Origin of the sequence: Staphylococcus sp. HMSC057A08 (genome assembly GCF_001812925.1) — a bacterium.
In the GTDB taxonomy this organism is placed as follows: domain Bacteria; phylum Bacillota; class Bacilli; order Staphylococcales; family Staphylococcaceae; genus Staphylococcus; species Staphylococcus hominis.
Genome location: NZ_KV810825.1, coordinates 13,091 through 38,894, shown reverse-complemented (window position 1 = coordinate 38,894; position 25,804 = coordinate 13,091). Strand labels below are relative to the sequence as shown.

The 25,804-nt window shown below is 33.4% G+C and carries 23 protein-coding genes, 1 riboswitch and 1 other annotated feature; of the genes, 13 read left to right on the top strand and 10 right to left on the bottom strand.

The genetic code is table 11. The annotated features are described in order from the left end of the window. Positions 1 to 89 precede the first annotated feature (89 nt). From HMPREF2881_RS00190 to rpmH, 9 genes are all read right to left on the bottom strand, one after another. On the bottom strand, positions 90 to 632 hold the full coding sequence (locus HMPREF2881_RS00190) for a TetR/AcrR family transcriptional regulator (RefSeq protein ID WP_002454547.1): 543 nt from the start codon (positions 630 to 632) through the stop codon (positions 90 to 92). Next, on the bottom strand, positions 598 to 993 hold the full coding sequence (locus HMPREF2881_RS00185) for a DUF3147 family protein (RefSeq protein WP_017175629.1): 396 nt from the start codon (positions 991 to 993) through the stop codon (positions 598 to 600). The genes HMPREF2881_RS00190 and HMPREF2881_RS00185 overlap by 35 nt, the downstream gene beginning before the upstream one ends. Before the next feature lie 18 nt (positions 994 to 1,011). Beyond that, positions 1,012 to 1,374, bottom strand: coding sequence for a DUF3147 family protein (locus tag HMPREF2881_RS00180; RefSeq protein ID WP_002488103.1), 363 nt, complete (start codon positions 1,372 to 1,374; stop codon positions 1,012 to 1,014). 170 nt (positions 1,375 to 1,544) lie between these two features. After that, positions 1,545 to 2,384, bottom strand: a complete 840-nt coding sequence (gene noc, locus HMPREF2881_RS00175; RefSeq protein ID WP_002447985.1) for a nucleoid occlusion protein — start codon at positions 2,382 to 2,384, stop codon at positions 1,545 to 1,547. A 53-nt stretch (positions 2,385 to 2,437) separates the two neighbouring features. Then, positions 2,438 to 3,160 (bottom strand): 16S rRNA (guanine(527)-N(7))-methyltransferase RsmG, encoded by a 723-nt coding sequence (gene rsmG, locus HMPREF2881_RS00170; RefSeq protein ID WP_002488106.1) that lies wholly within the window; start codon positions 3,158 to 3,160, stop codon positions 2,438 to 2,440. Further along, the gene (mnmG, locus tag HMPREF2881_RS00165) at positions 3,160 to 5,037 is read right to left on the bottom strand and encodes a tRNA uridine-5-carboxymethylaminomethyl(34) synthesis enzyme MnmG (protein WP_002447946.1); all 1,878 of its coding nucleotides are present in this window, start codon (positions 5,035 to 5,037) and stop codon (positions 3,160 to 3,162) included. Before mnmG ends, rsmG begins: the two co-directional genes overlap by 1 nt. Before the next feature lie 69 nt (positions 5,038 to 5,106). Further along, positions 5,107 to 6,486 (bottom strand): tRNA uridine-5-carboxymethylaminomethyl(34) synthesis GTPase MnmE, encoded by a 1,380-nt coding sequence (gene mnmE, locus HMPREF2881_RS00160; RefSeq protein ID WP_002488098.1) that lies wholly within the window; start codon positions 6,484 to 6,486, stop codon positions 5,107 to 5,109. Positions 6,487 to 6,626: 140 nt separating this feature from the next. After that, a complete protein-coding gene (rnpA, locus tag HMPREF2881_RS00155) occupies positions 6,627 to 6,971 on the bottom strand; it encodes a ribonuclease P protein component (RefSeq protein WP_002488120.1) in 345 nt (114 codons plus the stop codon). A 98-nt stretch (positions 6,972 to 7,069) separates the two neighbouring features. Then, the gene (rpmH, locus tag HMPREF2881_RS00150; protein WP_000240855.1) at positions 7,070 to 7,207 is read right to left on the bottom strand and encodes a 50S ribosomal protein L34; all 138 of its coding nucleotides are present in this window, start codon (positions 7,205 to 7,207) and stop codon (positions 7,070 to 7,072) included. Between the two features lie 691 nt (positions 7,208 to 7,898). On the opposite strand from rpmH, the gene dnaA reads away from it, so the two are divergent. From dnaA to gyrA, 6 genes are all read left to right on the top strand, one after another. After that, entirely contained in the window at positions 7,899 to 9,251 is a 1,353-nt protein-coding gene (gene dnaA, locus HMPREF2881_RS00145) for a chromosomal replication initiator protein DnaA (RefSeq protein WP_002488122.1), read from the top strand. A gap of 289 nt (positions 9,252 to 9,540) precedes the next feature. Then, the gene (dnaN, locus tag HMPREF2881_RS00140) at positions 9,541 to 10,674 is read left to right on the top strand and encodes a DNA polymerase III subunit beta (protein WP_025987126.1); all 1,134 of its coding nucleotides are present in this window, start codon (positions 9,541 to 9,543) and stop codon (positions 10,672 to 10,674) included. Positions 10,675 to 11,033: 359 nt separating this feature from the next. Next, positions 11,034 to 11,276 (top strand): S4 domain-containing protein YaaA, encoded by a 243-nt coding sequence (gene yaaA, locus HMPREF2881_RS00135; protein WP_170999996.1) that lies wholly within the window; start codon positions 11,034 to 11,036, stop codon positions 11,274 to 11,276. After that, positions 11,273 to 12,388: a DNA replication/repair protein RecF gene (recF, locus tag HMPREF2881_RS00130; RefSeq protein WP_002488115.1), complete on the top strand. Its 1,116-nt coding sequence runs from the start codon at positions 11,273 to 11,275 to the stop codon at positions 12,386 to 12,388. Before yaaA ends, recF begins: the two co-directional genes overlap by 4 nt. A 9-nt stretch (positions 12,389 to 12,397) precedes the next feature. Continuing rightward, positions 12,398 to 14,332, top strand: a complete 1,935-nt coding sequence (gene gyrB / locus HMPREF2881_RS00125) for a DNA topoisomerase (ATP-hydrolyzing) subunit B (protein WP_037555696.1) — start codon at positions 12,398 to 12,400, stop codon at positions 14,330 to 14,332. Positions 14,333 to 14,373: 41 nt separating this feature from the next. Beyond that, complete coding sequence (gyrA, locus tag HMPREF2881_RS00120; RefSeq protein WP_002488124.1) at positions 14,374 to 17,028, top strand: DNA gyrase subunit A; 2,655 nt, start codon at positions 14,374 to 14,376, stop codon at positions 17,026 to 17,028. 48 nt (positions 17,029 to 17,076) lie between these two features. On the opposite strand, the gene HMPREF2881_RS00115 is transcribed toward gyrA, so the two are convergent. Continuing rightward, on the bottom strand, positions 17,077 to 17,889 hold the full coding sequence (locus HMPREF2881_RS00115; protein WP_002488487.1) for an NAD(P)H-hydrate dehydratase: 813 nt from the start codon (positions 17,887 to 17,889) through the stop codon (positions 17,077 to 17,079). A 270-nt stretch (positions 17,890 to 18,159) separates the two neighbouring features. After that, positions 18,160 to 18,363, top strand: a binding site (T-box leader). Positions 18,364 to 18,438: 75 nt separating this feature from the next. On the opposite strand from HMPREF2881_RS00115, the gene serS reads away from it, so the two are divergent. The 7 genes from serS (at position 18,439) to rplI (ending at position 25,697) form a co-directional block, all read left to right on the top strand. Next, positions 18,439 to 19,722 carry a serine--tRNA ligase gene (serS, locus tag HMPREF2881_RS00110; RefSeq protein ID WP_002488451.1) on the top strand — a complete coding sequence of 428 codons (1,284 nt, stop codon included), beginning with the start codon at positions 18,439 to 18,441 and terminating at the stop codon, positions 19,720 to 19,722. A gap of 287 nt (positions 19,723 to 20,009) precedes the next feature. Then, positions 20,010 to 20,705 (top strand): AzlC family ABC transporter permease, encoded by a 696-nt coding sequence (locus tag HMPREF2881_RS00105; RefSeq protein WP_002488460.1) that lies wholly within the window; start codon positions 20,010 to 20,012, stop codon positions 20,703 to 20,705. Next, complete coding sequence (locus tag HMPREF2881_RS00100) at positions 20,702 to 21,031, top strand: AzlD domain-containing protein (RefSeq protein ID WP_002454557.1); 330 nt, start codon at positions 20,702 to 20,704, stop codon at positions 21,029 to 21,031. Before HMPREF2881_RS00105 ends, HMPREF2881_RS00100 begins: the two co-directional genes overlap by 4 nt. A gap of 85 nt (positions 21,032 to 21,116) precedes the next feature. Beyond that, positions 21,117 to 21,218: riboswitch (SAM riboswitch) on the top strand. A 71-nt stretch (positions 21,219 to 21,289) separates the two neighbouring features. Beyond that, on the top strand, positions 21,290 to 22,258 hold the full coding sequence (locus tag HMPREF2881_RS00095) for a homoserine O-acetyltransferase MetX (protein ID WP_002488482.1): 969 nt from the start codon (positions 21,290 to 21,292) through the stop codon (positions 22,256 to 22,258). Positions 22,259 to 22,347: 89 nt separating this feature from the next. Continuing rightward, positions 22,348 to 23,259 carry a YybS family protein gene (locus HMPREF2881_RS00090; protein WP_002488488.1) on the top strand — a complete coding sequence of 304 codons (912 nt, stop codon included), beginning with the start codon at positions 22,348 to 22,350 and terminating at the stop codon, positions 23,257 to 23,259. Positions 23,260 to 23,286: 27 nt separating this feature from the next. Next, positions 23,287 to 25,254, top strand: a complete 1,968-nt coding sequence (locus HMPREF2881_RS00085; protein WP_002488493.1) for a DHH family phosphoesterase — start codon at positions 23,287 to 23,289, stop codon at positions 25,252 to 25,254. Next, entirely contained in the window at positions 25,251 to 25,697 is a 447-nt protein-coding gene (gene rplI, locus HMPREF2881_RS00080) for a 50S ribosomal protein L9 (RefSeq protein ID WP_002488452.1), read from the top strand. The genes HMPREF2881_RS00085 and rplI overlap by 4 nt, the downstream gene beginning before the upstream one ends. Positions 25,698 to 25,804 lie beyond the last annotated feature (107 nt).

Sequence of the window (25,804 nt, the reverse complement as noted above, 5' to 3'; positions counted from 1 at the left end):
ATTAATAAAAAACCCATAGATTAAAATCATCTACGGGTTATATAAGAATAAGAATTATACTCTAATTTCTTATAGTTTCAATATTTTTATTATTCAATATTATATGCATCTAAAATTACTTTTAATAACTTTTTAATATAAGTTTCATTAAGGACGTTAGGTTTAATTAATATATTGAAATAAATCGGTGAAAAAATTAAATCAATAAATAAATCTTGGTCCGCTTCGTCAATATATTTAGAAATAATAGTCTTCAATATTTTACGATTGCTATCAAAATAACCTTTCATAAATATGTCACGTGCTTCAGATTTTTGATAACTAATTAATATTTCAATCACAGCACGACCTAAATGAGTTTGATAAATATTCATAATTCTTATTAGAAAATGATACAATTCATCGTACATCGTTTTATAATCATTTTCAAAAACGTGGATTCGACTGACAAACATATCGACAATAATAGATGATTTATCTTTCCAACGTCTATAAATCGTCGCTTTAGAAACACCAGTATTTTCAGAAATTTGATCTATTGTTATATCTCTAAAATAAGTCGTTTCTAATAACTGATCAATTTCTTTAAATATTTTTTCATTGATTGTTGGATCTTTCGGTCTTCCAGCCATCTTTTCTCCTTCTTAAACGTGAAATAAATTCTACAATTTCAAAGATAATTACTGCACTAATAAACCATACAACAAAACCAACCAAAATACTAAGTAACCACTCATGTGTAGAATATAACATTGCCCATGTTGCTAAGATACTACATAATACACCTGTCATACCAAAAACTGCACCTCTACTAACATGTTTAGCAACGACATCCCCATGTTGCATACCAGTAATAAATAAAGAAACAAGAAATACTGCAGGTAATGTTGCAAAAACGCCACCTAATTCCTTCCAAGGTAGCATAACTGAAATAATATAACTTAACATAACGGCTAAACCACCCACGAGAAATTTGATAAAAGTTAATTTCATTAAAAAGTCCTCCAAATATTAAGAAATATGTCGTACTGCAAAAATAGCAATTGAAATGACTAACCAACAAATAAATGCAAACGCTGTACCTTTTTTATAATCTCGTTTACTTATATAAAGCGACGTAATCAATACTGTAATGATGCAAGAAATAATACCTATTATAGCTCCTGAACTAAGATGTATCGACATTTGAATCAGCCGTTCTCCTCGATGATCTATAGCTAAAGCAATAATAGCTGCTAGGTAGACTGCCGGCATAGTCGCAATAATGCCGCCCATTTTTCCTCCTACTTTCTCAGCCATCATTGATGCAAAGGCAACAGCGATACCTCCAATCACAAAATGAAGTATCGCACTTGAAATTGATATTCCGAACACATGAAACCCTTCTTACCTTAATTATTAAACGATACGTTTCGTTTATTAATATTGTAATTCTATTTTCAAACTATGTAAATATGAAATAAAAAATCAATTATTATAAAAGAATTGACAAAAAAAGAACAGAGTACTGAATACAACATTCATTCTACCTGTTCTTTTAGTCATTAACGTTTATATAGTTTTATTTTAATTTCGTAATAATCCTCGTGGTCTTTATCACGATGCTCAACATGAATACCCGAGTCTTCAATGGCTTGAATACTCTTACCAACTTCATCACGTGCTTGTGTCAAATCTTTAGCAAATTGGAATGTTTTTGCTTTTACTTTTTCAGGAGCTAATTTTTGTTTCACACGAGCTTCTGTCTGTTTGACATTCAATTTCTGAGCAATAACTTGTTCAATCAATTGTTCTTGATCCGCTTCTTTTAAGGATAATACTGCACGTGCATGACGTTCTGTAATTTTACCTTCACGTAATCGTACAATTACTTTTGGTGCTAATTTAAGTAAGCGTAATTTATTAGCAATAAAACTTTGGCTTTTTCCAAGACTTTGCGCTAACTCACTTTGAGTGGTTTGTCCAATTTCAAGTAACTTTTTATAAGCTTCGGCTTCTTCTATTGCAGATAAATTTTCACGTTGGATATTCTCAATAAGGGCGACTACAGCAGTTTCTTCATCATTCATATGACGAATAATGACGTCTGCTTTAGATTGATGCAAGGATTGTAATGCTCTAAATCGTCGTTCACCAGCAATAATTTCATACATATTCTCTTCTATAGGTCGAACGACAATGGGTTGTAATAACCCATGTTCTTCTATCGACTCAGCAAGTTCTGTAATTTTACTTGAATCAAACACTTGGCGCGGTTGATAACGGTTAGGTACGATACGCTCTATTTGAATGGATTCCACACTTGAATGACGATTTTCTTCAATATAATCAACGATGTCTTCTTTATTTTTTAAACCAAATAGTTTAGAAAAAGGTTTTTTCATTGTCCATTCACTCCTCTTAAAATCAATTTTAACATGAGTAACCGAAAAATTGATTAATTTTCTAATAAAGGAGCTTTATTAGGCGTACCAGGTTTTCTAGGATATTTTTTAGGTGTTTGACGGCGCTTATCAACTATAATCATTTGTCGTTCACCTGCATCTTCTGGTAAATCAAACGTGTAAGAATCACTAAACGCTCCACCTAAGATGCTTATACCAAATTGTGCTTCTGCTAATTCTTCTTCACCTTTTGCAGACTTTAATGCAATAAACTGGCCGCCTTTTTTAACTAACGGCAAACACAACTCACTTAGAACAGTAAGTCTTGCCACTGCACGTGCTGTTACCACATCATATGTTTCTCTATTGACACCTTTACCAAATGTTTCTGCTCGATCATGAACAAAACTTACTTGGGTTAATCCAAGTTCAACTGCTAAATGATTTAAAAACTTAATACGTTTATTTAATGAATCGACAATGGTAACTTTCAATTCTGGAAAAACAATTTTTAAAGGAATGCTTGGAAATCCAGCGCCAGCCCCTACATCACAAAGTGTTAATGGCTGATTAAAATCATAGTAAAATCCAGCTGTAATAGAATCATAGAAATGTTTCAAGTAAACTTCATGCTCATCAGTAATACTTGTTAAATTCATTTTTTCATTCCATTCAACAAGCAAACGATAATAGGTTTGAAATTGTTGTTGTTGTTGATCTGTTAATTCAATACCTTGCTCACTTAACGCTTTTGTTAACCATTCGATGCCACTCATTAATTTTTCACCCTTTGTAATTTACCTTGTTCTAAATATACAAGTAAGATAGAAATATCTGCAGGATTAACACCTGAAATACGTGATGCTTGCGCAATATTTAATGGTTTAACCTCTGATAATTTTTCTCGTGCTTCAGTAGCTAAACTATCCACTTTACTATAATCTAAGTCTTCTGGAATTTTCTTTTCTTCCATACGTTTAACTTTTTCAACTTGTTGTAATGATTTATTGATGTAACCTTCATATTTCGTTTGAATTTCAACTTGTTCTTCTACCGCTTCTGGTAACTGATGCGTTTCTTCTAATATCTCTAAAATTGTATTATACGTCATTTCAGGACGGCGCAATAAATCAATGGCTAAGATACCATCTTTTAAGCGAGAACCACCATGAGCTTCAATCACAGATTGCGTATGTTCATTCGGTTTAATACGGATATTTGATAAACGGTCAATTTCATCTTGAATTTGTTGACGTTTATCATTAAAACGTGCATAACGTTCTTCAGAAATCATGCCTAAGTCATAACCAATATCAGTTAAACGTAAGTCGGCATTATCATGACGTAATAATAAGCGATATTCAGCACGAGAAGTCAATAAACGATAAGGCTCATTCGTTCCTTTTGTTACTAAATCATCAATTAAGACACCAATATAAGCATCTGAACGACTTAGAATTTTTTCGCCTGTACCTAATACGTTACCTGCAGCATTAATACCTGCCATAATGCCTTGGCCTGCTGCTTCTTCATAACCAGATGTACCATTAATTTGCCCTGCAGTGTATAAGTTTTTAATCATTTTAGTTTCTAATGTTGGCCATAATTGTGTTGGCACAATCGCATCATATTCAATCGCGTAACCTGCACGCATCATATCTGCTTTTTCAAGACCTGGAATAGTAGCTAACATTTGACGTTGAACATGTTCAGGAAGACTGGTTGATAAGCCTTGCACATAAACTTCATTCGTATTACGTCCTTCTGGTTCTAAGAAAAGTTGATGACGTGGTTTGTCGTTAAAACGTACAAATTTATCTTCAATAGATGGACAATAACGTGGACCTGTACCTTTAATCATACCTGAATACATGGCTGATAAATGTAAATTATCATCAATAACTTTATGTGTACGATCATTTGTATACGTGAGCCAACAAGGTAGTTGGTCTAAAATGTATTCGGTAGTTTCAAAACTAAACGCACGACCAACGTCATCGCCAGGTTGAATCTCAGTTTTAGAATAGTCGATGGTTTTAGAATTCACACGTGGCGGTGTACCTGTTTTAAAACGCACAACTTCAAACCCAAGTTCTCTTAAATTATCAGCTAATGAAATAGATGGAAGTTGATGGTTTGGACCACTTGAATATTTCATATTCCCTAAAATGATTTCACCACGTAAGAATGTACCTGTCGTGATGACTACAGCTTTCGCATGATACTCTGTACCTATGTTTGTACGTACACCTTTAACTTCATCATTTTCAATCAATAATTCGTCTACCATACCTTGCATGATATCTAAGTTATCTTCATCTTCAATGACACGTTTCATTTCTTGTTGATAAAGCACTTTATCAGCTTGAGCACGTAATGCACGAACTGCTGGACCTTTACCAGTATTAAGCATACGCATTTGAATGTGTGTTTTATCAATGGCTTTAGCCATTTGGCCACCTAATGCGTCGATTTCACGTACTACTATTCCTTTTGCTGGGCCGCCGACTGATGGGTTACATGGCATAAAGGCGATATTATCTAAGTTAATGGTTAACATTAACGTTTTAGCACCACGTCTTGCTGAAGCTAATCCCGCTTCAATTCCAGCGTGACCGGCACCAATAACAATTACATCATATTCTTGAACCATTGAATGGACCTCCCTATTTTTCCTTAATTATTATTATTCATTTTAGACTACTGACCGTCTTAATTTTTATTATTTACCTAAACAGAATTGACTAAATAGCTGATTAATTAATTCATCACTTGCTGATTCTCCAATAATTTCTCCTAATAATTCCCATGTACGCGTTAAATCAATTTGAACCATATCCATAGGAATACCAGCTTCAGCTGCATCAATAGCATCTTGAATTGTTTGTCTTGCTTGTTTTAAAAGTGAGATATGTCTTGAATTTGAAACATAAGTCATATCTTGATTTTGTACTTCTCCACCAAAGAATAAATCTCTGATTTGTAATTCTAATTCATCGATACCTTCTTGTTTTAACATTGATGTTTGAATAAGTGGTGTGTCCCCTATCATAGTTTTAACTTCTTCAATATCTAATTGACGTTCTAAATCTGTTTTATTAACAATAACAATAGCATCTTCATTTTTTATGACTTCATATAATGTACGATCTTCTTCAGTTAAAGGTTCGTTGTTATTTAATACAAAAAGGATTAAATCCGCTTCGCTTAATGCTTTACGTGAACGCTCTACGCCTATTTTTTCTACAATATCTTCAGTATCACGAATACCTGCTGTATCAACAAGTCTTAATGGAACACCACGTACATTAACGTATTCTTCTAATACATCTCGAGTTGTTCCAGCTACTTCAGTGACAATGGCTTTATTATCTTGAATAAGATTATTTAGCATTGAAGATTTACCTACATTCGGTTTACCGACAATCACTGTAGATAATCCTTCTCTCATAATCTTACCTTGAGTACCGGTTTCTAATAATTGATCAATTTCATTTTTAATTTTTTTAGATTGCGCAAGTAAAAATTCCGTTGTTGCATCTTCAACATCATCATATTCTGGATAATCAATGTTCACTTCAACTTGGGCAAGAATTTCTAATATCGATTGACGTTGTTGTTTAATTAAATCACTCAAACGACCTTCAATTTGATTCATTGCAACTTTAGAGGCTCTATCCGTTTTAGAACGAATGAAGTCCATGACTGCTTCTGCTTGAGATAAGTCAATTCGGCCATTTAAAAACGCACGCTTAGTATATTCGCCGGGTTCCGCCATTCTAGCGCCATGTGTCATAGTAAGTTCTAGTATACGATTAATTGTCAAAATACCCCCATGACAATTAATTTCAATAATATCTTCACGTGTAAAGGTTTTTGGTGCACGTAAAACTGAAATCATCACTTCTTCAACCACTTCATGAGTCTCAGGATCTATAATATGACCGTAATTAATAGTGTGTGATGGAACATCTTTTAATTTTTTCTTTCCTTTATATAACTTATCACCTATTTCAACCGCTTCTGGACCAGACAACCGTACAATACCAATTGCACCTTCTCCCATTGGAGTTGAAATACTTGTAATTGTATCATAATCCATTATCCATTCTCGCCTCCCTAGTTAAGTAAAATTTCAATATAATATTGTAATAAGTTTCTAATTAAATTGCGAATATATTGTTTTATAATCTACTGGTTAGTCTTCGGTTTGTCTAACATTAGACTTCCGTCAGTCTAAATTTATTTAATTCTCTTATTAAATACCTTTGCTATTTTCAATACATGTTCTAAACTGCCTTGAATCTCTAAAGTTGACATGTTTTTAGCAGGTTGTCTCGCTATTACAATAATATCTTTTGAAATCATATCTTGCTTATGCACTTTAAAATTTTCTCTAATGGCACGCTTAATACGATTTCGAGTTACAGCATTTCCGATTTTCTTAGAAACGCTAATGCCTAAACGAAAATGTTCATACTCATTTTTTAATGTATACACAACAAATTGTCTATTGGCTACAGATTTTCCCTTCTTATAGATTTTTTGGAAATCACTGTTCTTTTTTATACGATAAGCTTTCTCCATGCTTAAATCACTCGCTTACATTGTTCTTTATGTTACATTGATCTATTAAAATGCATTGGTTTAAAACGAAAAAAAAGACCACTGAGAAGTCAGTGATCTTATGCTGATAAAACTTTACGGCCTTTACGACGACGACGCGCTAAAACTTTACGGCCATTTTTAGTGCTCATACGTTTTCTGAAACCATGAACTTTACTATGTTTACGTTTATTTGGTTGATAAGTACGTTTTACCATGCAAAACACCTCCATCTACATATTATATCTCGTTCACTAAATCTACTTCTAATGAACCTGACTATTTTAATAGATAAATGATAATTGTTAATATCAAATAATTTTGATTTAATTCGATTTTATCTAGTCATAATTCAAGCAACTACTACAATATAACAAATTACCATTTATAAAGCAAGCAGCTTTTGAAACCAATTAATGATTTTCAAGACGCTCTCTTAGTTATATCATTTTCATTTTTAATATTTATACATTTCATTGATTTAGTAGTTTCTCAATTTTATACATATTTAATACACGTTTATAAATTATTTCCCAAACCTGTTATAGTACATTGAATTATGGTATCATTTTTTATCCACTTATTCACATATAATATTTAATTTTTTGTGGATAATCAATCATATATTCACAGATTTATACCAAATTTACAAACATATTCACAGCCATTTGACATCTATTGCAGTTAAAAAGTATAATTGTGTGGATAAGTCGTCTGAATCATTTATCTTATAGGATTTGTTTATAAATTCTATACGTGTTTTTACTGTGTATAAATCATAGCATATATAAAGTTATCCACCGAATGTGATTAACTTGTGGATAATTATTAACATGCTGTGATTATTTTTATCCACTCTTATAAAAACTGTGTACAAGTCTTAAATTTATAGAAAGATGGAGTTTATATATGTCGGAACAAGAAATTTGGAAAAAGGTATTAGAAGTAGCTGAGTCAGAGATTTCGAAAACAACGTTTAATACGTTTTTAAAAGACACTGAACTTAAAGAAATTCGCGACAATGTTGCTTACATCTTTGTTATTCATGAGTTTTACGCTGATTGGTTAAACTCAAATTATAAAGATGTAATTCAAACAATTATGAAAGACATCATTGGTTATGAAGTTGATCCAAAATTTTACACTGCTGAACAACTTGCTGAACTTGACGAAACGAGTCGTAAACAATCAAATACTGTAAACAAAACGTCTGCCATTGATGATAGCCATGATGATATCGATCAATTTAATACGCATAATACGTTTGATACATTTGTGATTGGTCCTGGCAACCGCTTCCCACATGCAGCAAGCTTAGCTGTAGCTGAAGCACCTGCACAAGCTTATAATCCATTATTTATCTATGGAGGCGTAGGATTAGGGAAAACGCATTTAATGCATGCCATTGGTCATCACGTACTAAGTAATAAACCGAATGCCAAAGTGCTGTATACTTCAAGCGAAAAGTTTACAAATGATTTTATTAAATCCATTCGTAACAATGAACCTGAAGCATTTAGAGAAAAATATAGAAATATCGATGTATTATTAATTGATGATATTCAATTCATTCAAAATAAAGAACAAACACAAGAAGAATTTTTCCACACATTTAATGAATTACATCAAAATAAAAAACAAATTGTTATTTCAAGTGATCGTCCACCTAAAGAAATAGCAAAACTTGAAGATCGCTTACGTTCTCGATTTGAATGGGGTCTCATTGTTGATATCACGCCACCAGATTATGAAACACGTATGGCCATCTTGCAGAAAAAAATCGAAGAAGAGAACTTAGAAATTCCAGCAGAAGCATTGAATTATATTGCAAATCAAATTCAATCAAATATTCGTGAACTTGAAGGAGCTTTAACGCGTTTACTTGCTTATTCAAAATTACAAGGTAAACCGATTACAACAGAACTTGCTGCTGAAGCATTAAAAGATATTATTCAAGTTCCCAAATCTAAAAAAATCTCGATTCAAGATATTCAAAAAGTAGTTGGGCATTATTACAATGTACGCATCGAAGATTTTAGTGCTAAGAAAAGAACAAAGTCGATTGCCTATCCAAGACAAATCGCAATGTATCTATCTAGAGAATTAACTGATTTTTCATTACCAAAAATTGGTGAGGAATTTGGAGGACGCGATCATACTACAGTTATTCACGCACACGAAAAAATTTCGAATGATATTAAGGCGGATCCAATTTTCAAACAAGAAGTCGAAGATTTAGAAAAAGAAATACGTAAACAGTAATAGGAAATATGAATCTGTTATATAACAGCATTGCTAAAATATGACATTCAATATCAAAGATGACTGTGCTTCTAAATAATTTTATAAATATAGCAAGAATCTAGAAAAGGTTAAATTGTGGATAATGTGAAAAAGTAATACACATCATTAACAACTTATCCACATGTGCATAACTTTGATATAAAAGGTGTTTCATGAGATATCCACTAATCCACAAGCCCTACTACTATTACTATGATTTTAAAACCTATATAATTTAAGTATAAACGACTGGAAGGAGTTTAAATTAATAATGGAATTTACAATAAAAAGAGATTACTTTATCACACAATTGAATGATACATTAAAGGCAATCTCACCAAGAACAACTTTACCAATTTTAACAGGTATCAAAATTGATGCTAAAGATAATAACGTTATCTTAACTGGTTCTGACTCAGAAATTTCAATTGAAATCACGATTCCTAAACAAGTAGATGGAGAAGATATTGTTGATATTACTGAAACTGGATCAGTGGTTCTTCCTGGTCGTTTCTTTGTTGACATCATTAAAAAATTACCAGGCAAAGATGTTAAATTATCAACAAATGAACAGTTTCAAACCCTTATCACATCAGGACATTCAGAATTTAATTTAAGTGGTTTAGATCCTGAACAATATCCATTATTACCGCAAGTATCACGTGATGATGCAATTCAATTATCTGTAAAAGTACTTAAAAACATTATTGCGCAAACAAACTTTGCAGTGTCCACCTCAGAAACACGCCCAGTTTTAACTGGTGTGAACTGGCTTATACAAGATAATGAATTAATATGCACTGCTACGGATTCACACCGCTTGGCTGTAAGAAAATTAAAGCTTGAAGATGAATCGGAAAATAAAAATGTTATTATTCCAGGTAAAGCATTATCTGAATTAAATAAAATTATGAGTGATAATGATGAAGACATCGATATCTTCTTTGCATCTAATCAAGTATTGTTCAAGGTCGGTAACGTAAACTTTATTTCACGTTTATTAGAAGGTCATTATCCTGATACAACACGTCTTTTCCCTGAAAACTATGAAATCAAATTAGGATTAGATAACGGAGAATTCTATCATGCGATAGATCGTGCGTCATTACTTGCACGTGAAGGCGGAAATAACGTAATTAAATTAAGTACTGGAAATGAGGTTGTAGAATTATCATCTACATCACCAGAAATCGGTACAGTAAAAGAAGAAGTTACAGCAACTGATGTTGAAGGTGGCAATTTGAAAATTTCATTCAACTCAAAATATATGATGGACGCATTAAAAGCAATTGATAATGATGAAGTTGAAGTAGAATTCTTTGGTACGATGAAACCATTTATCTTAAAACCAAAAGCAGATGATTCAGTCACTCAACTCATTTTACCAATCAGAACATACTAGTCATTAAAGATTAATTAAAAAGTTAAAGTAGAACAGAGTTCTTATTGAATTACTGTTCTACTTTTTTATTGATTAAAACAGTAATTTTAAACTATCTCAGAGGTTCATAGTGAAGCTAAATTTAGTAAAACGTGGTTTTTATCTACAACTCATTATATTCGCTGAAATAGGCCTTAAAATTAAAAATTGAGATATTGTCTCTGATTATTTTTGTCATAATTTCAAAAAATCATCTATTTTTTACATAACAATTTAAAATAACAAAAACTTATTTAAAAGTAAACGGTTTCACACTTCATTTTAAATGAAATTTATTCCTAAAAAAGGTATAATATAGTAATGATATATAAAGAAATGGAGTGATTATTTTGGTTCAAGAAGTAATAGTTGAAGGCGAGATTACGTTAGGTCAATTTCTTAAAACAGAAGGTATCATCGAATCAGGTGGACAAGCAAAATGGTTCTTACAAGATTACGATGTTTTATTAAATGGCGAACGTGAAACACGTCGTGGAAAAAAGCTAGCTGACCAAGATCGTATCGACTTCCCTGATATTCCAGATATCGATTCATTTATTATTATTCATCAAGGTGAGCAATGAAGCTTAAAACACTCCAATTAGAAAACTATCGTAACTATGAAGCGGTTACGTTAAATTGTCATCCTGAAGTGAATATTCTTATTGGAGAAAATGCACAGGGAAAGACAAATTTACTTGAATCAATTTACGTCCTTGCTTTAGCTAAAAGTCACCGAACCTCCAATGACAAGGAACTTATACGGTTTAACTCTGAGTATGCTAAAATAGAGGGTGAGCTAAGTTATAGACACGGAACCATGCCATTAACGATGTATATAACTAAAAAAGGTAAACAAGTTAAAGTGAACCACTTGGAACAAAGTCGACTAACACAGTATGTTGGACATCTAAATGTGGTTCTTTTTGCACCTGAAGACTTAAATATTGTTAAAGGTTCTCCTCAAATTAGAAGACGATTTATAGATATGGAATTAGGGCAAATTTCTGCAGTATATCTCAACGATTTAGCTCAATATCAACGTATTCTCAAACAAAAAAATAATTATCTTAAGCAGTTACAACTTGGTCAAAAAACAGATAAAACGATGCTAGAGGTTTTAAATCAACAATTTGCACAATATGCGCTTAATGTCACTTTAAGACGTGAGCAATTTATTGAAGAATTAGAGGCTTTAGCACAGCCTATCCACGCTGGTATTACGAACCAACGTGAAACATTATCTCTAAAATATTTACCAAGTATTAAACTTAGCGATACAAGTAAAAATAAGAGTGAATTATTAGATGAAGTCATCATGTTATTGAATGAATATCAACAACGTGAAATGGATAGAGCAGTATGTTTATACGGTCCACATAGAGATGACTTAGGATTTAATGTGAATGACATGGATGCTCAAACCTATGGATCTCAAGGTCAACAAAGAACAACCGCTTTATCAATTAAACTAGCAGAAATAGAATTAATGAACATTGAAGTCGGAGAATATCCGATTTTATTATTAGACGATGTCTTAAGTGAACTTGATGATTCTCGTCAGACGCATTTACTCAGTACAATTCAACATAAAGTACAAACCTTCGTAACAACTACATCGGTAGACGGTATTGATCATGAAATCATGAATAATGCGAAACTTTACCGAATTAATCAAGGTGAAATTATTAAGTAATAGAAAGTGATGGTGAATACATTGTCAGATGTAAACAACACAGATAATTATGGTGCTGGACAAATACAGGTATTAGAAGGACTTGAAGCGGTACGTAAACGCCCTGGTATGTATATTGGCTCAACTTCAGAAAGAGGTTTGCATCATTTGGTATGGGAAATCGTTGATAACAGTATTGACGAAGCGCTAGCTGGATATGCGAATCAAATTGAAGTAGTGATTGAGAATGACAACTGGATTAAAGTGACTGACAATGGTCGTGGTATTCCTGTCGATATTCAAGAAAAAATGGGACGTCCCGCAGTAGAAGTTATTCTTACTGTACTTCATGCCGGAGGTAAATTCGGTGGTGGCGGATACAAAGTATCTGGTGGACTACATGGTGTAGGTTCATCTGTAGTAAATGCGTTATCACAAGAGTTAGAAGTGTATGTACACCGTAATGAAACAATTTATCATCAAGCATACAAAAAAGGCGTGCCTCAATTTGATCTTAAAGAAATAGGTAGTACGGATAAAACAGGTACAGTGATTCGCTTTAAAGCAGATAGTGAAATCTTTTCAGAAACAACAGTTTATAATTATGAAACACTTCAAAAACGTATTAGAGAATTAGCATTCTTAAATAAAGGTATTTCAATTACACTAAGAGACGAACGTGAAGATGAAGAACAACGTGAAGACACGTATCATTATGAAGGTGGTATTAAATCTTACGTTGAATTACTGAACGAAAATAAAGAACCTATTCATGACGAACCTATTTATATTCATCAGTCAAAAGATGATATCGAAGTAGAAATTGCAATACAATACAATAGCGGTTATGCTACAAACTTATTATCCTATGCGAATAATATCCACACATATGAAGGTGGTACACATGAAGATGGCTTTAAACGTGCACTTACACGTGTCTTAAACAGTTATGGGACTCAAAGTAAGATTATTAAAGATGATAAAGAACGTCTTTCAGGTGAAGATACACGTGAAGGTTTAACAGCAGTTGTCTCTATAAAACATGGTAATCCACAATTCGAAGGTCAAACGAAGACGAAATTAGGTAACTCTGAAGTACGTCAAATCGTTGATCGATTATTTTCAGAACACTTTGAACGCTTTTTATATGAGAATCCAAATGTTGCAAGAATCATTGTTGAAAAAGGAATCATGGCGTCAAGAGCACGTGTAGCAGCTAAAAAAGCGCGTGAAGTGACACGTCGTAAATCAGCATTAGAAATTTCAAGTTTACCTGGTAAACTGGCAGACTGTTCAAGTAAAAATCCTGATGAAAGTGAAATTTTCTTAGTTGAGGGTGACTCTGCCGGGGGGTCTACAAAAGAAGGTCGTGACTCAAAAACACAAGCGATTTTACCGTTGAGAGGTAAAATATTAAATGTGGAAAAAGCACGTTTAGATCGTATTTTAAATAACAATGAAATCCGTCAAATGATTACAGCATTTGGTACAGGCATAGGTGGCGAATTTGATATTTCTAAAGCCCGTTATCATAAGATTGTTATCATGACAGATGCTGATGTAGATGGTGCGCATATTCGTACATTATTACTTACATTCTTCTACAGATTTATGCGTCCATTAATTGAGGCTGGGTATGTATACATCGCTCAACCACCATTGTATAAGCTAACACAAGGTAAACAAAAATATTACGTCTTTAACGATCGTGAATTGGATAAATTAAAAGCTGAACTAAATCCTACTCCAAAATGGCAAATTTCTCGTTACAAAGGTTTAGGTGAAATGAATGCCGATCAATTATGGGAAACAACAATGAATCCTGAAAATCGTATGATGTTACAAGTAAAACTTGAAGATGCAGTAGAAGCGGATCAAACATTTGAAATGTTAATGGGTGACGTTGTTGAAAATCGTAGACAATTTATCGAAGATAATGCAGTTTATGCTAATTTAGATTTCTAATTTAACTTAATGTGAACTGACTATAAAAGGAGGATATCTTGATGGCTGATTCTCTACCACAATCAAGAATTAATGAAAGAAATATAACCAACGAAATGCGCGAATCATTTTTAGACTATGCGATGAGCGTTATCGTTTCACGTGCATTACCAGATGTACGTGATGGTTTAAAACCTGTACATCGTCGTATTTTATATGGTCTAAATGAACAAGGAATGACTCCAGACAAACCTTATAAAAAATCAGCACGTATTGTTGGGGACGTTATGGGGAAATATCATCCACACGGCGACTCTTCAATTTATGATGCTATGGTAAGAATGGCACAAACCTTTAGCTATCGTTATCCTCTTGTTGATGGTCAAGGTAACTTTGGTTCAATGGATGGTGACGGTGCTGCGGCAATGCGTTATACCGAAGCAAAAATGACCAAAATCACATTAGAACTGTTACGTGATATCAATAAAGATACTATTGATTTCTTAGATAACTATGATGGTACAGAAAGAGAGCCCGAAGTCTTACCTTCTCGTTTCCCTAACCTTTTAGTGAATGGTGCTTCAGGTATTGCGGTTGGTATGGCTACAAATATTCCACCACACAATTTAACAGAAGTCATTGACGGAGTCTTACGTTTAAGTCAAAATCCTGATATCACAATCTCAGAATTGATGGAAGATATTCAAGGTCCTGATTTTCCAACTTCTGGCTTAATTTTAGGTAAAAGTGGCATTAGACGTGCCTATGAAACTGGTCGTGGATCAATTCAAATGCGTGCACGTGCATCAATAGAAGAACGTGGCGGTGGTCGTCAGCGTATTGTTGTGACTGAAATTCCATATCAAGTGAATAAAGCAAGAATGATTGAGAAAATTGCAGAATTAGCGCGTGAGAAAAGAATTGAAGGTATCACAGATCTTCGTGACGAAACAAGTTTACGTACAGGGGTAAGAGTTGTTATTGATGTACGTAAAGATGCCAATGCAAATGTTATTTTAAATAATTTATATAAACATACACCATTACAAACATCATTTGGTGTAAATATGATTGCCCTTGTGAATGGTCGACCTAAATTAATTAACTTAAAAGAAGCGCTTGTTGAATATTTAGAACATCAAAAAACAGTTGTACGTCGTCGTACAGAATACAATTTGAAAAAAGCGAAAGATCGTGCACATATCTTAGAAGGTTTAAGAATTGCGCTGGATCATATTGATGAAATTATTTCTATTATTCGTGAGTCTGACACAGATAAAGTGGCGATGGAAACATTGCAAGAACGTTTTAAATTGTCTGAACGTCAAGCTCAAGCCATTTTAGATATGCGTTTACGTCGTTTAACTGGGTTAGAGCGCGATAAAATTGAAAATGAGTATAATGAATTATTAAGTTATATTGCAGAATTAGAAGAGATTTTAGCAAATGAAGATGTATTACTTCAACTTGTTCGTGATGAGCTTACAGAAATTAAAGAACGTTTCGGTGACGAACGTCGTACTGAAATTCAATTGGGTGGTTTAGATCACTTAGAAGATGAAGACTTAATCCCTGAAGAACAAATTGTCATCACTTTAAGTCATAACAACTATATTAAACGTTTACCTGTATCTACATATCGTTCACAAAACAGAGGTGGACGAGGTGTACAAGGTATGAATACCTTAGAAGAAGACTTTGTCAGTCAACTTGTAACATTAAGTACACATGATAATGTTTTATTCTTTACGAATAAAGGCCGTGTTTATAAGTTGAAAGGATACGAAGTACCTGAATTATCTCGTCAATCTAAAGGTATTCCAGTCATTAATGCGATTGAGCTTGAAAATGATGAAGTGATTAGTACGATGATTGCCGTAAGAGATTTAGAAGATGAGAACAGTTTCTTAGTCTTTGCTACTAAAAAAGGTATTGTTAAACGTTCTGCATTAAGTAACTTCTCTCATATTAATAAGAATGGTAAAATTGCGATTGGCTTTAAAGAAGATGATGAATTAATCGCAGTTCGTCTTACTGATGGTAAACAAGATATTTTACTTGGTACAGCACATGCCTCATTAATTCGATTCCCTGAAAATAGTTTACGCCCACTAGGTCGTACAGCTTCAGGTGTGAGAGGTATTTCTCTAAGAGAAAATGACGTAGTCGTAGGTTTAGACGTAGCCTATGCTGAAAGTGAAGATGAAGTTCTAGTCGTTACTGAAAAAGGTTATGGTAAACGAACACCTGTAAGTGAATATCGTTTATCTAATCGTGGCGGTAAAGGTATAAAAACAGCTAAAATTACAGAACGTAATGGTAATGTTGTATGTATTACAACGGTAAGCGGTCAAGAAGATTTAATGATTGTAACAGATGGTGGTATTATTATTCGTCTACAAGTTGAAGATATTTCTCAAAATGGCCGTGCCACACAAGGTGTGCGATTAATGAAATTAGGCGATAATCAAGCCGTATCAACCGTTGCGAAAGTCATTGATAAAACTGAAGATGAAGCTGCAACTGAAGCGGCACAACAAACAGAAAATGTGAGTGCCCAAACTACAGAAAGCGCAAAAGAACAAGTGATAGATGATACGACACCTGGTAACGCTTTGCATACTGAATCTGATGAAGATGATGAACGCATCGAAGTAAGACAAGATTTCCTGGATCGTGTAAATGAAGATATTGAGAATGATTCAGATCAGAATTAAATATAAAAATAAGACTTCCCACATATAGGGAAGTCTTATTTTTATTATTTATCGTTCTAATTCTTTCATTACATAAGGAATTTGATTAATTAATTTTGAAGGGGGCACAACGTACATTTTTTCAGAAAGTTTTTCACCAATATAACTGTGAATATAAGTTGCGCTCGTAACGGCATCTTGTAAGCTATCAAATTGACCTACAAAACTTGTAATCATACCAGCTAATGTATCACCCATACCACCTGTAGCCATTGCAGGTGTGCCAATTGGTAATTTGTATTCTTTATCTTTAAAGAAGATTTCTGTACCGTGTTTTTTTAGTACTACAGTAGCACCTAATTTATCCACAGCTTCTCTATTTCTTTCATACGTTTGTTCTTCAATAGGAATACCACTTAGACGTTCCCATTCTTTTTGATGTGGTGTAAAGATAACACGACATGTAGGAATATCAGGTTTAAGTTTACAAAATATTGTAATTGCATCACCATCTACAATTAAGTTTTGGTGGGGTTGAATATTTTGTAGTAAGAAAGTAATCGCATTATTTCCTTTAAAATCAACGCCAAGACCTGGTCCAATTAAAATACTATCTGTATTCTCAATCATTTTTGTTAACATTTTAGTATCATTAATATCTATTACCATTGCTTCAGGACAACGTGAATGAATGGCTGCATGATTAGTAGGATGTGTGGCTACAGTAATTAAACCACTTCCACTAAAAAGACATGCACGGGCAGCTAACATGATTGCTCCGCCTAAATTTGCACTACCACCAATTAAAAGAATTTTTCCATAATCACCTTTATGCGTTTCGTCATTACGTTTAGGAATTGTCACATTAGTTAATGTTTCCATATGATGAATCCTCCCTATTTAGATTCGAAAGTCATAACTTCTATATATTAAATCAATGAAATGATGAGTTATTAAGACAAGCGAAAATATCATGTGCGTTTTAAATACAATAGAAAATATTATACCTGCTTAAGCGTTTCGTCAACACTATTTTAAATAAATTTATAAATGCTAAAATTGACAGAATTTTAACGTATGTAGTTTGTTATATTTGGTTGAGGTAACTGCTTGAAAATTATATATGACTTTGCTATATTAAAATTAACTTAATAAAGTATTGTTCGTAGGCTAAGTAACATAAGGGTATTAATTTCAGAGAGCTTGTGGTTAGTGTAAACAAGTAATTAATTTTTATGCGAATCTACCTACTTATATTGAACAATCGGTTTTAACCGTTATCGATAGTGGAGTGCAATTTAGTTTATTTAATTAAATTGTTAAATAGGGTGGCAACGCGTAGACCACGTCCCTTGTATGGGGACGTGGTCTTTTTTTATTTTAAATCGCTATGGTCACTCAATATAAATTTTTTGGAAGGATGAATATTATATGTTAGACATCAAGCAATTCAGAGACGAAACGGACAAAGTTAAGAGCAAAATTGAATTACGAGGAGATGATTCAAAGGTTGTTGATGAAGTATTAGAATTAGATAATCAACGTCGTGATTTAATTGGTAAAACAGAAGAAATGAAAGCACGTCGTAACAAAGTAAGTGATCAAATCGCTGAAAAAAAACGTAACAAAGAAGATGCGGATGACGTCATTAAAGAAATGCGTGAATTAGGCGATGAAATTAAAGAAAATGATGCAAAATTAAATGAAGTAGATAACAAAATTCGTGATATCTTAATTCGTATTCCAAACTTAATTGCAGATGACGTACCACAAGGTGCTGACGACACTGAAAATGTTGAATTAAAAAAATGGGGTACGCCTCGTGAATTTGATTTTGAACCAAAAGCGCACTGGGATTTAGTAGAAGAATTAAAAATGGCTGATTTCGAACGTGCTGCAAAAGTATCAGGTGCGCGCTTCGTTTATTTAACTAAAGATGGTGCTTTATTAGAACGTGCATTAATGAACTATATGTTAACAAAACATACAACACAACATGGTTATACAGAAATGATGACACCTCAATTGGTAAATGCAGATACAATGTTTGGTACAGGCCAATTACCTAAATTTGAAGAAGATTTATTCAAAGTTGAAAAAGAAGGCTTATATACAATTCCAACTGCAGAAGTGCCATTAACAAACTTCTATAGAAATGAAATTATCCAACCTGGCGTGTTACCAGAAAAATTCACTGGTCAAACTGCATGTTTCCGTAGTGAAGCGGGATCAGCTGGTAGAGATACAAGAGGTTTAATTCGTTTACATCAATTCGATAAAGTTGAAATGGTGCGTTTTGAAAAACCTGAAGATTCTTGGGATGCATTAGAAGATATGACTCAAAATGCCGAAGCAATTTTAGAAGAATTAAAATTACCATATCGTCGCGTGATCTTATGTACTGGAGATATTGGTTTCAGCGCAAGTAAAACATATGACTTAGAAGTATGGTTACCAAGTTATAATGACTATAAAGAAATTAGTTCTTGCTCAAACTGTACTGATTTCCAAGCTCGTCGTGCTAACATTCGTTTCAAACGTGATGCTTCTTCTAAACCAGAATTAGTACACACATTAAATGGTAGTGGACTTGCAGTAGGTCGTACATTTGCAGCTATCGTAGAAAACTACCAAAACGAAGATGGTTCAATTACAATTCCAGAAGCACTTGTACCATTTATGGGCGGCAAAACAGAAATTCGTCCAGTCAACTAATCATTCAATAGAATTCAACTCATAAAGTGATAGAGTGACATAGTCCTCTATCGCTTTATTTATTTTTATATTAAATAAGACTGCCCTGAGAAAGGTAACTTTTAAAAATATCGAAAATTTCTGATATTTTTAAAACATTGAAGTATCAATATTTCTAAACGCCCTTCTCTATAACCTCACTCAAACGGACGTCTAAAGATATTGAAGCGTCTATTAGATTATATTAGACTGAATTTAATTATACTATATAGTCAATTTGAAAATACATATATAAAGGGGGAGCTAACATGACGTCACATGTAACATTTCAACAAGGAGTCAAAGAATGTATTCCAACACTACTAGGATACATCGGTATAGGACTATCATTTGGCATCGTGGCAGCTTCTCAGGATTTTAGTGTTCTAGAAATTCTTCTGTTATGTTTATTGGTTTATGCAGGCGCAGCACAATTTATTATTTGTGCTTTAGTTATTACTGGTACACCTATATCAGCAATCGTGTTAACAACGTTAATTGTGAATTCCCGCTTCTTTTTATTGTCTATGACATTATCACCTAATTATAAAGATTATGGTATATGGAATCGTTTAGCTTTGTCTTCTCTTCTTACTGACGAGACCTTTGGGGTTGCTATAACGCCACACTTAAAAGGGGAAACAATTAATGACCGATGGTTACATGGATTAAATATTACTGCTTATTCATTTTGGGCAATAGCTTGTGTGTTAGGGGCAATCTTTGGGAAATACATCTCTCATCCTGAAATGTTAGGGCTAGACTTTGCGATTACAGCTATGTTTATTTTCTTGGCTATGGCTCAATTTGAAACGATTACACGTTCCAAAGTAAGTATATATATCGTATTAATTGCGTTCGTTATTGTAATGATGTTCATTTTAAGTTGGTTGATGCCCTCTTATGTGGCTATTCTTGTTACATCAATTTGTGCTGCAACACTTGGGGTGGTGATGGATCGATGACGATAACTGGACATATGCTTTTACTCATCGTTTTATGTGGATTAGTGACATTAATTGTGCGTGTTGTACCATTTTTAATGATTTCACGTATTCAACTGTCAGAAACAGTCATCAAATGGCTGTCGTTTATTCCGATTTCATTATTCACTGCGTTAGTTATTGATAGTTTTATCGTTCAACATAAAGGCATGCAGGGCTTTGAATTAAATATTCCATTCATTGTAGCAACCATTCCTACAGTCATTATCGCAGTTGTGACGCGTAGTCTAACCATTACTATTATTGTAGGTATTGTATTCATTGCAGGTATACGATGGTTCTTTTAATTCATTTATTTACTGCGCATTGAAGTTAACTAGGCAATTGTATTAAAATAAGTTTAAATTAAACCATTCAATCAATATATAGATACTCTTATTTTGAGAAGTAGAGGGAATTGGCCCTATGAAGCTTCAGCAACCGACAAATCATTTGTACGGTGCTACAACCAACGAGATACTCGAATGATAAGTACTAAAGTATTATCGCTTCATACTTTTAAAATTAAGGGTAGAAGCGATTTTTTTATTCTAAGGAGGCATAGCATGACAAATTATACAGTAGATACATTACATTTAGGTGCTTTTACAACGGAATCAGGTGAAACGATTGAGAATCTAAAATTGCGTTATGAGCACGTAGGTTATTCGGGACAACCGCTTGTTGTGGTTTGTCATGCTCTGACTGGGAATCATTTAACTTATGGTACAGATGAACATCCTGGATGGTGGCGCGAAATCATTGATGGTGGTTATATGCCGATATATGATTATCAGTTTCTTACTTTTAATGTTATTGGAAGTCCTTTTGGTTCAAGTTCCCCTTTAAACGATGCTCATTTTCCTAAAACCATAACATTAAGAGATATCGTTAAGGCAATTGAATTGGGAATCAAGGCCCTTGGATTTACTAAAATTGATATTTTAATTGGTGGCAGTTTAGGTGGCATGCAAGTAATGGAATTATTATATAATCATCGATTCGAAGTAGATAAAGCAGTCATCTTAGCAGCTACAGATAAAACCTCTTCATACAGTCGTGCCTTCAATGAAATTGCACGTGAAGCGATTCATATTGGAGGTAAAGAAGGACTTAGTATTGCAAGACAACTTGGATTCTTAACATATCGTTCTTCAAAAAGTTATGACGCGCGTTTCACACCAGATGAAGTAGTCAATTATCAACGTTATCAAGGTAATAAGTTTAAAGAATCCTACGATTTATCGTGTTATTTAACGATGTTGAATGTCTTAGATAGTCATCATCTTGATCGTCAGCGCGATGATGTGGATGAGGTCTTCCAATCTTTAAATACAAAAATACTAACTATGGGCTTTACAGATGATTTGTTATATCCAGATGATCAAGTCAGAGCAGTAGGAGAACGTTTTAAATATCATCGTCACTTTTTTGTTCCAGACAACGTAGGCCATGATGGTTTTTTACTTAATTTTAATGACTGGGCGCCTAACTTATATCATTTTTTAAAAGTTTCGAAATTCAAACGAAAATAATAGATAAGAGAACAGTTAACACATTTGTTTAATTTGAATATAGAAGGTAAAATAGACCTTATAGTCAAAAAAGTATAGGAGTGGCGAATGTGTTTTCAAAAGTACATCCTAAAGCAATGATTATAGGAACTATCGTGCTTGTAGCAGTTGCTTTAGTTACGTATGTATTGCCAATAATTGGTCTGATTCTATGTTTATTCGCTACCATTCCAGGGATTATCATGTGGCATAAATCAATTGCTACATTTGGAATTGGAGCTTTACTCACTGTAGTCATCACGACCTTATTAGGGAATACCTTTGTATTAAGTGCCATGATTTTAGTTTTATTACTAAGTTTTGTAATTGGCCAATTATTAAAAGAACGTACATCTAAAGAACGCATCTTATATATCACAACAATATATATAAGTATTGTGACGTTAATTGTATTTATGTTATTACAAGCGTTCAAAAAGATTCCAAATACCGAAGTATTGATTAAACCAGCAAAAGACGCAATGAACAATGCGATTGTAAATTCAGGCGTTGAATCAGATTATAAGATCATCTTAGAAGAAGGATTTCGTCAAATGGCTGTTCAACTTCCAAGTTACATCATTATTATTGTCTTTCTTTTAGTTTTAATGAATATCATCATTACATTTCCAATTTTACGCAAATTCAAAGTAGCAACACCTATGTTTAGACCTTTATTTGCTTGGCAGATGAATCGCACATTATTATGGATTTACATGATTGTGCTAGTATGTGTGATGTTTGCGATGAAACCAAGTATATTCCAAAGTATCGTATTAAATTTCGAAGTTGTGTTATCATTATTAATGTATATCCAAGGATTGAGTTTGATTCATTTCTTTGGAAAGGCCAAACGATTACCTGATGCGGTATCTATATTATTAATGGTCGTGGGGACAGTGATTTCACCCTTTACGCATATCGTATCATTACTTGGCGTACTTGATTTAGGAATTAACTTAAAACGAATGATTAAAAAATGACTTTAAAAAGTGAATAGAGGTGGAAGAATGAACCGTCAATCCACTAAAAAAGCATTGCTTATTCCTTACATTTTGATGGTGCTTACGGCAATTGCAATTGTTATTGTTGGGTTTATATTTAAACCTTTAATGGCAACGTTTACGGCGATTGCTTTAATGATTATGATTGTCATTAGTGCGGTATTGATTAAACAAGCATTATCAAAAATGGATCATTATGTGGATAATCTGAGTGGTCATATTTCAGCAGGAAGTAATAAAGCAATTAAACGCATGCCAATTGGTTTAGTTGTGATTGATGCTGACGATCACATCGAATGGATCAACCAATATATGTCTGAACATCTAGAAACGAATGTCATCTCAGAACCAGTCAATGAAGTTTTTCCGAATATTCTTAAGCAACTTGAAAGAGTACAAGAAATAGAAATCGAACATGGTCAGTACCATTATCATGTGCGTTATTCTGAAGAAGAGCATTGTTTATATTTCTTCGATATTACAGAAGAGGTACATACAAATGAATTATATGAAGAATCAAAGCCTATTATTGCAACGTTGTTTTTAGATAACTACGATGAAATTACACAAAATATGAATGACACACAACGTTCTGAAATCAACTCAATGGTGACACGTATTATTAGTCGATGGGCAACTGAATATAACATTTATTTTAAACGTTATAGTTCAGATCAATTCGTAGCTTATTTAAACCAAAAAATCTTAGCAGAAATAGAAGATTCTAATTTTGATATTCTAAGTCAGTTACGTGAAAAAAGTGTAGGCTACCGTGCACAATTGACATTAAGTATTGGTGTTGGTGAAGGTACTGAAGATTTAATTGAACTTGGTGAATTATCTCAATCAGGACTTGATTTAGCCTTAGGTCGTGGAGGAGACCAAGTTGCAATTAAAAACATGAATGGTAATGTCCGTTTTTACGGAGGTAAGACTGACCCGATGGAAAAACGAACACGTGTTAGAGCACGTGTTATCTCTCACGCATTGAAAGATATCTTAACTGAAGGCGACAAAGTGATTATTATGGGACATAAACGTCCTGACTTAGATGCAGTTGGCGCAGCTATTGGAGTATCTCGATTTGCGTCAATGAATAATTTAGAAGCATATGTGGTACTTAATGAAGAAGATATCGATCCAACATTAAGTCGTGTGATGGAAGAAATTGATAAAAAACCTGAATTAAAAGAACGATTTGTGACATCTGATGAGGCTTGGGATATGATGACGTCAAAAACAACGGTTGTTGTGGTAGACACACATAAACCTGAAATGGTATTAGATGAAAATATTCTAAATAAAGCGAATCGTAAAGTAGTCATTGATCATCATAGACGTGGAGAAAGCTTTATTTCAAATCCATTACTCGTTTATATGGAACCTTATGCAAGTTCAACTGCAGAACTTGTCACAGAGTTATTAGAATATCAGCCAACAGAACAACGGTTATCACGTTTAGAATCTACAATTATGTATGCAGGTATTATTGTTGATACACGTAATTTTACATTACGAACAGGGTCAAGAACGTTTGATGCGGCAAGTTATTTACGTGCGCATGGTGCGGATACAATCTTAACGCAACAATTCCTTAAAGATGATGTTGATACGTATATTAATCGTTCTGAATTGATACGTACAGTGGAAGTTCAAGATAACGGTGTCGCAATTGCTCATGGTTCTAATGATAAAATCTATCATCCTGTAACAGTTGCACAAGCAGCGGATGAATTGTTAAGTTTAGAAGGTATTGAAGCTTCTTACGTTGTAGCGAAACGTGAAGATAATCTTATTGGTATTTCAGCACGTTCATTAGGCGGTATTAATGTTCAATTAACAATGGAAGCCTTAGGTGGCGGAGGTCACTTAACAAATGCTGCAACGCAAATAAAAGGTGTCACTATAGAAGAAGCAATCGAGCAATTACAACAAGCAATTACTGAACAAATGAGTAGGAGTGAAGATACATGAAAGTAATATTTACACAAGATGTTAAAGGTAAAGGTAAAAAAGGTGAAGTTAAAGACGTGCCAGTAGGTTACGCAAATAACTTTTTATTAAAAAATAAATATGCTGTTGAAGCAACACCAGGTAATTTAAAACAATTAGAACAACAAAATAGACGTGCTGAAGCGGATAGACAACAAGAAATCGATGATGCTAAAGCATTAAAAGCAAAATTAGAAGATATCGAAGTTGAAGTAAGTGCTAAAACTGGTGAAGGCGGTAAATTATTTGGTTCTATTAGTACAAAACAAATTGCTGACGCTTTAAAAAATCAACACGATATTAAAATTGATAAACGTAAAATGGATTTACCACACGGTATTCACGCGTTAGGTTATACTAATGTACCTGTTAAATTAGACAAAGAGGTTGAAGGTACAATTCGCGTACACACTGTAGAAAAATAAAAAAATTTGGGACACACATAGGTAGTCCACTCTTTTAAAAACAATTCATAGAAATAGATATAATGTTGCACTAGCATGTCGAAAATTTTAAGATGGATGGGTGTAAT